Genomic DNA, 8,487 nt, shown 5'->3' with positions numbered 1-8,487 from the left:
CCACGCCTTGATAGGTCGCAGCGCGCGATGCCTGTTGATAGAACACCAGCCCGCCAACGATCAGCCCCAGCGCGACCGCGATGAACAAGCGACCGCCTCGATCCGCGTGACGCCGCAGAGCGCATCTTTGGTGACAGGCGGCAAGCGGGTTACAGGGCACGGGTTGAGGAAGTCGGTGCAAACATGAGCCTTGAGCGGGTTTGTGATTGGGGCATCCTCTATCTTGCAAATGAGAATTCGGAATCCATCCTTGTGCGTCATGGTCACCGCTTGCATTTCCCTGACATCGAGCGCGCGGTTGCCACCATGCCCGACAGCGCGCCGCACCCGACGCGACAGATCAGTTCATGGGTATCGTCGCGAACACGATGTTCGATACCAAGCGGCTTGCAGTGAAACTTGCCCTTTCGCGGCAGATTTGCGCCGCCAATGCGGGTGTCAGATCGCCACTGGTTTCATTCTGCTCCAGTGCAACCTGTCGGAAGTGATGGATGTGGCCTGAGCGGCCAAATCCATCCTCCGGGCCAACGCCACCAACTTGAACGGATGCGATATCAAACAAGATGCCATCGCCCAGCGTGCCGTTTCCAGAGGATGCGGCCGATCCGGTTGCGGTGCTTGCGACAACCATTTTCGTGCACATCCATTCAGGAACGGCTTGGATCTGATAGAGCGTCTGAAACTCACCATCGACGAGCCCATGCCAGACCAAAAGCTGGCTGTCGCGCGTCAACCGGATTTGCTGACCGTCATCGGTCATCATCTCTGCCGGCACGGCCCCCATCGCGATGAGCGCGGCGGTGATACGCGTGGGGCCGGTCTGAACACTGTTCTGCCATGACGTGACCTGATACATGGCTTGCACTTCGCCTTGCACCACCTGAAGCCCGCGAACCACGCTTTGATAGGTCGCAGCGCGCGATGCCTGTTGGTAAAACACCAGCCCGCCGACGATCAGCCCCAGTGCCACCGCGATATAAAGCACCGCCTCGATCAGCGTGACGCCACGGCGCGCATCCCACACCCGATGTGCAGGGCGCCGATCCGGCGGCACCATCGCGTCGGCGTCATGCCCACGGGTCTGGCACGACCCGCAGCCCATAGAAGCGGCATCATGGAAAAACAGATTGCTCGGAGGTGCCTGTATCATTCGTTTACTTTTACCGCCGAAATCATGATCGGCATAAAACCAAAGATCACAGTATTCAAGCTGGCCGATTAGACAGGTTCGGACACCCGCATCAAGCCAAAAGACCGACTGTCATTCACCCTGACCAAGGCTGGACATGCGCGCAACAAGGCGCACCGGGCTGCGGATCTCGGGGATCGGGCGCTGGCCTTGCACCATCCAGCCCAAGATGCGGTCGGCGGTGTCGCGCGCAAAGCCCGCAATATCGCAACTGACCGAGGACAGCGGCGGCCATCCTTGCGCGGCCTCTTCGATATCGTCAAAGCCCACCACGCGAAAGCCTTGCCCAAGGCTGCGGCCGGCGCGCGCGAACCCCGCCATCAGCCCAAGCGCCACCAGATCGTTGAAACAGACAGCGGCATCGACCTTTGGATGATCGGCGATCAGCATGTCGGCGGCCTGCAATCCGAACCCGCGCGAGGATTTGCCATGCAGCGCAACTTCGGTCATGTCTGCAGCGCGCAGCACCTCGCGCCAGCCGATTTTTCGTTCATGCGTGATCGCGCGGCCCGCAAGACCGCCGACAAAGGCGATGTTGCGGGCGCCTTGCGCAAGCAGATGGCGCGTGGCATCGGCGCTGCCGGCGGCGTAATCGAAACTGGCAAAGGGGAACAGATCGGTCCGCTCATCGCCCTTGCGCAGAACCTGACAGACCGGAATTCCGGTCCGCGCCAGCTGATCAAAGGTATCGCCTGCCTCGCCATAGACCGGCGAAATCACAAGCGCCGCTACCCCGTGTTCGATCATGGAACCGACAAGCTTGGCCTGTAGCGCGGGGTCTTCGTCGGAATTGGCGATCACGGTGGCATAGCCATGCGAGGCAAGCGTCATCTGCAAGCTGGTGGCGAACTCGGTGAAAAACGGATTGCGCAGATCGTTGATCACCAACCCCACCAACCCGACCGAGGCCGAGCGCAGATTGGCCGCCGCGCGGTTGTAGACATAGCCGATATCGGCCATGGCGCGCTGCACCGATGCGCGGGTTTCCGGCTTTACCTGCACGGACCCCTGCAACACGAGCGAAACGGTGGATTTCGACACACCCGCATGGGCGGCCACATCCATGATGGTGGGGCGGCGTTTCATGCCCCCTGTGTTAGCGATCGATCCCATGCGTGACCAGAAGGCTGCGCATGCGGTGTTCCGCCAGATCGGGCCGGATCAGCAACCGCGCTTGATCGGCAAGGCGGTAAACCTGCGCGTAATGGACCATGCTGCGCGACGATTGCAGCCCGGCGGGCATGATGAAATGGCTTTGCATGCCGTTTAGCCAACTGAGGTAAGCGATCCCCGCCTTGTAGTAGCGCGTGGGCGCGCGGAAAATCTCGCGGCTAAGCGGCACGGTCGGGGCCAAAAGCGCGTGATAGGTGGCATGGTCGCCCATCGCCAAAGCCGCCAGCGCCTGTGATGCGGCGGGTGCGATGGCGGCAAAGATGCCCAAAAGGGCATGCGAATAATGCACCCCATCCCCTTCGATCAAAGGTGCGTAATTGAAATCATCCCCGGTATAAAGGCGCACCCCATCGGGCAGCCGGGCGCGAAATGCCTCTTCATGGGCTTGGTCCAGCAGGCTGATCTTGATGCCGTCGATCCTGGTGGCGTGGCGATTGATCAGATCCAGCACCACGGTGTTGGCGGTTTCGACATCGCTTGCCCCCCAATAGCCGGTCAGCGCGGGATCGAACATGTCACCCAACCAATGCAAGATCACGGGGGCGGCGGCGTCGTGGATCAGCGCGTCATAGACGCGGGCATAATCCTCGGGGCCTGCCTTGATCGCGGGCAACGCGCGGGTGGCCATCAAGATGATCTGACCACCAGCCGCTTCGATCGCCTCCATTTGGGTGCGATAGGCGGCCGTGATGGCATCGGTGCTGTGCAGCGCCTCAAGCGGCAGGTGATCGGTTCCCGCCCCCGAGGCCACACGCGGGCGCATCGGATGGGCCTTGGCCTCGACCATGGTGCGCTGGATCAATTCCAGCGCGGTTGCCCAATCCACGCCCATGCCGCGCTGTGCGGTATCCATCGCCTCGGCCAGCCCCAGCCCTTGATCCCAAAGCCCATGACGAAAGGCCAGCGTCGCATCCCAATCGATCGCGGGGCGGCCATCCCACGGGTCACGCGCGGCCATGGGGTCGCTGATCACATGGGCGGCGGCGAATGCCGTGCGGGTCAGCGCCACCTTTGGCGCGCATGGCACAAGCGGCGTGCCGGTCAGGTGATACTCCTCAAGGGTTCCGGCATAAGTTGGCAAAAGCATCGTCAGCCCCTCGCGTCTTGGCGGATCATGTCGGCGGCTTTTTCCCCGATCATGATCGCCGCCGCATTGGTGTTGGAGGAAATCACCGTCGGCATGATGGAATTATCCACCACCCGCAGCCCGGTGATGCCGTTCAGCCGAAGGCGCGTGTCAACGACCGCCTCGGGGTCGGGACCCATCCGACAGGTGCCCGCACAATGATGCGAGGTCTTGGAATGGGCGCAGATGAAGCTGAAATAATCCTCATCCGTCTTCACATCCGGCCCCGGCAGGCGTTCGGCCAGCACGAATTTCGCAAGCGGGGCTTGGGCCATGATCGCCTGTGTCAGCTTGAGGCCACGGATCGACATCGCGCGGTCATAGGGGTCTTGCAGGTAGTTCGGATCAATCAGCGGGGCCTGTGCCGGATCACTGGAAGCAAGCCGCACCGACCCGCGCGACCGCGGGCGCAGGTGGCAGGAATTCAGTGTCACCCCCCCTTGCGGCATGGTCGCCACGCCCTTTTCGATGCCTGTGCCAAGGCCCAGATGAAACTGGATATCGGGTGAGCGGGCATCTTGATCCGCATACCAGAACCCGCCGGTTTCAAACAGCGACGAGGCGACCGGTCCCTTGCGCGTGAACAGGTATTGGAGCCCCGCCAGCGCCGCCATATGGGGCTTTGCGTAGCGATCATAACTGTAGGGACCGTTCAGTTCGCTGATACAGTAGAGATCCAGATGATCTTGCAGGTTTGCACCCACCTGTGGCCGGTCAAGGATCACGGGGATGCCCAGATCGGTCAGGTGATCGGCCGGGCCGATGCCGGACAGTTGCAGCAGCCGCGGCGATCCGATGGCGCCGGCAGACAAGATCACCTCGGTCGTGGCCCGCACGCGGGTGCCGTCGATCAGTTCCACCCCGGTGGCGCGGCCAGCCTCGACCAGGATGCGGCGGACATGCGCACCGGTCCTTAGGGTCAGGTTGGCGCGACCCCGATTGGGCGCAAGATAGGCCATTGCCGTCGATGACCGCCGCGCATTGCGCTGGGTCAACTGGTAATAGGCGACACCATCTTGCCTGGCGCCGTTCACATCCATGTTGCGCGGGATGCCAAGCGCGGCGGCGGCCTCGAAATAGGCCTCGCAGATGGGCAGGGGTGCGACCGGCTGCGACACGCCCAAGGGGCCGCCCTTGCCATGATAGGGATTGTCGTGGGTGTCATTGTCTTCGGCCTTGCGGAAATAGGGCAAGACATCCGCATAGCCCCAGCCATCACAGCCCATCTGCCGCCAATCATCGTAATCCTGCGCATTGCCGCGGGTATAGATCTGGGCATTAAGGCTGGAGCCGCCGCCAATCACCTTGGCCTGCGTGTAGTTGAAAACCCGGCCCCGCATATGGCGCTGCGGCACGGTTTCCCACCCCCAGGACCCAAGACCCTTGGTCATTTTGGCAAAGCCCGCAGGCAAATGATACAGCGGGTTGCGGTCGCCGCCGCCCGCCTCGAGCAGGCACACGGTCGCGGCCGGATCCTCCGACAGTCGCGCGGCCAGCACACAACCCGCGCTGCCGCCGCCGATGATGATGTAATCATAGCCCTCGGCCATGGCGCCCCCCTTCAGAGCCGGTGGATGGACAGGCCGCCATCGACAGGGATCACCGCCCCGGTCGCAAAGGCGAAATCGCCGCGCACCAGCGGCAGAATGGTTCGCGCGATATCGGCGGGCATGCCCCAGCGGCCGCCGGGCACCAGCCCATCCTTGATGCGCTGATCGTAGCGTTCCGCCACAGGCGCGGTCATGGGCGTGGCGATGATGCCCGGGCGAATGTCAAAGACGCCGATCCCATCGGGTGCAAGCCGCGCGGCAAAAGCCTGTGCCATCATCGCCGCCCCCGCCTTGGAGATGCAATATTCCGCCCGGTCGGCCGATACCATCGCCGCGCTGACCGAGGTGATGAAAACAATCGCGCGATAGGGATCCTGGGGCAAATCCAGCATGCGGCGGGCGCATTCCTGGGCCAGGAAAAAAGCCCCGCGCAGGTTCACATCGATGCAGCGATCGAAACTGTCCGGCGACATGTCCAGCAAATCGCCCCGCACCATGGCAGGCACACCGGCATTGGAGATCAGCGTCGTGACCGGCCCCACGGCATCAGCCAGCGCAGGCACGGCATCGATCCGCCTGAGGTCATGTTGATGATACCGGGCACCGGGCATTGCGGCGAGTGCTGCTTGCACGGGGGCGGCATCGACAGGCGCCTCGGAGGCGATCGCAATCTGCCAGCCCGCGTCATGCAAGGCCTGTGCGATGGCGCGGCCAATGCCTTGCTGGCCACCGGTGATCAGGGCTTTGGCTGTCATGCGACCTCCTGCAAGATGCGGTCGGCCTGACGAAGCGCCAGCGCCGCGATGGTCAGCGACGGGTTCACCGCCGCCGATGTCGGCAAGAGCGACGCATCGCAGATCCACAGATTGGGGTGATCATGGGTCAGGCCATAGGGGTCTGTCACGCTGGTTTCGGGATCATCGCCCAACCGCGCCGTGCCGCATTGGTGCGACGGCGTGCGCCGATCAAACGCCCTCGACAAGCTGAACGGAAAACCTGCACGGCGCAGCGCGGATTTGAGCTTGTCCACCAGCGCAAGATGCGCCGCCAAATTGGACCGTCGCCAATCCAGCACGATCTCATCGCCGCGCAGGGTAACGCGGCTGTCGGGGTTGGGCAGATCCTCGGACATGACATAGAAATCGATGGCATGATTGGCAATCAGCCGGGCCAATGGCAGCGGCAACCCGGTCTGGGCGGCAAGGATCGGACCCGAAACGCGACCCAGAAGCTGGATATTGCCCAAAGGTTCGCCCTCGGGTCCGCCGGTCAGATACCAATCATTGATCTGAAGCGTCTTTTGATAGATCGACGGGTTGCGCCGGGCCGACAGCGCCAAAAGCGCCGAGGCATTGTGGTTCATGAAATTGCGCCCCACCTGACCCGAGCGATTGGCCAGCCCGGTTGGGTGGCCGTCATTTGCCGAGCGCAACAGGATTGCCGCCGTCATCACCGCGCCGGCCGCCAGCACGATGCGCGGCGCGCTGAACCGGCCGCGGTCTGTCACGACAGCGCTGATCTTGTTGCCGGCCGTTTCCAGCCGCACGACGTTGACGCCCGTCTGCAAGCGCACATTGGCATGACGCTGCGCTTGGGCCAGCGCGGCGGTTTCGGCATCCAGCTTGGCCCCCGTGGTGTCGGGGAAAGCATCCCAGGGCGTGGATGCACGCGCCAGCCAACGCTCAAGATCAACCGCAAGGGGCAGCGGCGCGGGGTGCAGCCCGATCGCGCGCAACCGCCGCGCCAGATCGGCGATGGCGGGCTCGTGGGGGATCGGGGGATGGGGATAGGGTCCGTCATGCGGCGGCTCGGTCGGGTCATGGCGTGCCTCGCCGCGCAGCTGATACAGCGCCTCGGCGCGGCTATACCATGGCGCAAGCGTGTCATAGGCAAAAGGCCAGCCGGGGGTCATTCCGCCCATATGGCGCACAGGCGCGAAATCGCTGGCCCGGTAACGCATCATCACCGCGCCGTAGAATTTGGAATTGCCCCCGACATACGCGTAGTTTCCGGGGTTAAACCGAAGGCCTTCGGGGGTCAGCCAAGTTTCGGACGGGCGAAAATGCCCCTTGGCGAATATCGCCGCAGGATCACGCGCCGCCGGGCTATCAATCAGCCGCTGGCCACGCTCGAGGATCAAGATACGCAATCCCGAGGCCGCCAGGCCAGCGGCCAAGCTTGCCCCCCCCATGCCGGAACCAAGGATGATGATATCGGCGTCGTCCATCCCGTTCCTCCCACGGTGCAATCATAGCTTTTGGATCGTTCCAATTCCAGCGCAAAAACAGCCCCGCACGCGGCCGGGCACGCCACGCCTATGCGATGCGAAGGTCCGTCTTGGGATCAAACAACACCGCCTTGTCCATGTTGATCGCGAAATCGAAATCGCGTCCAGGCAGCACATCGGCATCCGCACGCATCCGCGCGATGCAATCCTTGCCCGAAATCGTCATCGTGACGAAGGTATCGGCCCCCGCCGGCTCGGTCACGGTTACACGATTGGTCAAAGACTGAATGTTGCGCGCGTTACGGTCGGCCCCTTCGGGGTCGGTGATCGCTTCGGGGCGGATGCCCAGAAGCACCTTCGCATCCTTGTAGGCGGCATAGGCGGGTGGGGCATTCTCGATCCGCAAAGCACGCTCTTGATCATCGGCGGCGGTGATCAGCGCGTAAAGTGCGCCATCACGATCGACAAGGCGGGCCTGCAGCACATTCATCGCCGGGCTTCCCATGAAGGTCGCCACGAAAAGATTAGCCGGGCTGTCATAAATCTCCTTGGGCGTGCCAAGCTGTTGCACATAGCCATCAAACATCACGGCGATCCGGGTCGACAGCGTCATCGCTTCGATCTGGTCGTGGGTGACATAGACGATTGTGGTGCCCAAACGCTGATGCAGCTTCTTGATCTCGGTGCGCATGTCGACACGCAGCTTTGCGTCAAGGTTCGACAGCGGTTCGTCAAACAAGAACACATCGGGATTGCGCACAAGCGCACGGCCCATCGCAACGCGCTGGCGCTGCCCCCCCGAAAGCTGACCGGGCTTGCGGTCGAGCAGATGCTCGATCTGCAACAGCTGTGCGACGTGCTGCATCGCCTTTTCACGCTCGGCCTTGGGCGTGCCATGCATCTCAAGACCAAAGGTGATGTTCTTGCCCACGGTCATGTTGGGATAAAGCGCGTAGGATTGGAACACCATCGCGATATTGCGCCGCGACGGATGCACGCCGTTCATCACGCGATCCTTGATCCGGATCTCGCCGCTTGTGATGCCCTCCAACCCTGCGATCATGTTCAACAGGGTGGATTTGCCACAGCCCGATGGGCCGACCAGCACAAGAAATTCCCCCTCGGCGACATCGATGTCGACCTTATGCAGCACTTCTACGGCGCCATAGGATTTGGTCACGTTGGCGATGTCGAGAAAACCCATGGGCTATGTCCTTTCGAT

At 62.6% G+C, this 8,487-nt stretch carries 7 protein-coding genes; all 7 read right to left on the bottom strand.

The features are described from left to right. Positions 1-340: 340 nt before the first annotated feature. The 7 genes from Q0094_RS01620 to ugpC all read right to left on the bottom strand — a co-directional run bounded on the left by Q0094_RS01620 (position 341) and on the right by ugpC (position 8,469). Positions 341-1,150 carry a hypothetical protein gene (locus Q0094_RS01620; RefSeq protein ID WP_297614567.1) on the bottom strand — a complete coding sequence of 270 codons (810 nt, stop codon included), beginning with the start codon at positions 1,148-1,150 and terminating at the stop codon, positions 341-343. A 111-nt stretch (positions 1,151-1,261) separates the two neighbouring features. After that, entirely contained in the window at positions 1,262-2,275 is a 1,014-nt protein-coding gene (locus tag Q0094_RS01615) for a LacI family DNA-binding transcriptional regulator (RefSeq protein WP_297614565.1), read from the bottom strand. 10 nt (positions 2,276-2,285) lie between these two features. After that, on the bottom strand, positions 2,286-3,449 hold the full coding sequence (locus Q0094_RS01610) for a dihydrodipicolinate synthase family protein (RefSeq protein ID WP_297614563.1): 1,164 nt from the start codon (positions 3,447-3,449) through the stop codon (positions 2,286-2,288). A 2-nt stretch (positions 3,450-3,451) separates the two neighbouring features. After that, positions 3,452-5,038, bottom strand: coding sequence for a GMC family oxidoreductase N-terminal domain-containing protein (locus Q0094_RS01605; RefSeq protein WP_297614561.1), 1,587 nt, complete (start codon positions 5,036-5,038; stop codon positions 3,452-3,454). An 11-nt stretch (positions 5,039-5,049) separates the two neighbouring features. Then, entirely contained in the window at positions 5,050-5,793 is a 744-nt protein-coding gene (locus Q0094_RS01600) for a 3-ketoacyl-ACP reductase (protein WP_297614560.1), read from the bottom strand. Further along, the gene (locus Q0094_RS01595) at positions 5,790-7,265 is read right to left on the bottom strand and encodes a GMC family oxidoreductase (RefSeq protein WP_297614559.1); all 1,476 of its coding nucleotides are present in this window, start codon (positions 7,263-7,265) and stop codon (positions 5,790-5,792) included. Before Q0094_RS01595 ends, Q0094_RS01600 begins: the two co-directional genes overlap by 4 nt. 88 nt (positions 7,266-7,353) lie before the next feature. Then, positions 7,354-8,469, bottom strand: coding sequence for a sn-glycerol-3-phosphate ABC transporter ATP-binding protein UgpC (gene ugpC, locus Q0094_RS01590; RefSeq protein ID WP_297614557.1), 1,116 nt, complete (start codon positions 8,467-8,469; stop codon positions 7,354-7,356). Positions 8,470-8,487: the final 18 nt, after the last annotated feature.

Origin of the sequence: uncultured Roseicyclus sp. (assembly GCF_937892565.1) — a bacterium.
Lineage (GTDB): Bacteria > Pseudomonadota > Alphaproteobacteria > Rhodobacterales > Rhodobacteraceae > Roseicyclus.
The sequence above is the reverse complement of the archived record's forward strand: the minus strand, read 5'-3'. Positions and strand labels throughout refer to the sequence as shown.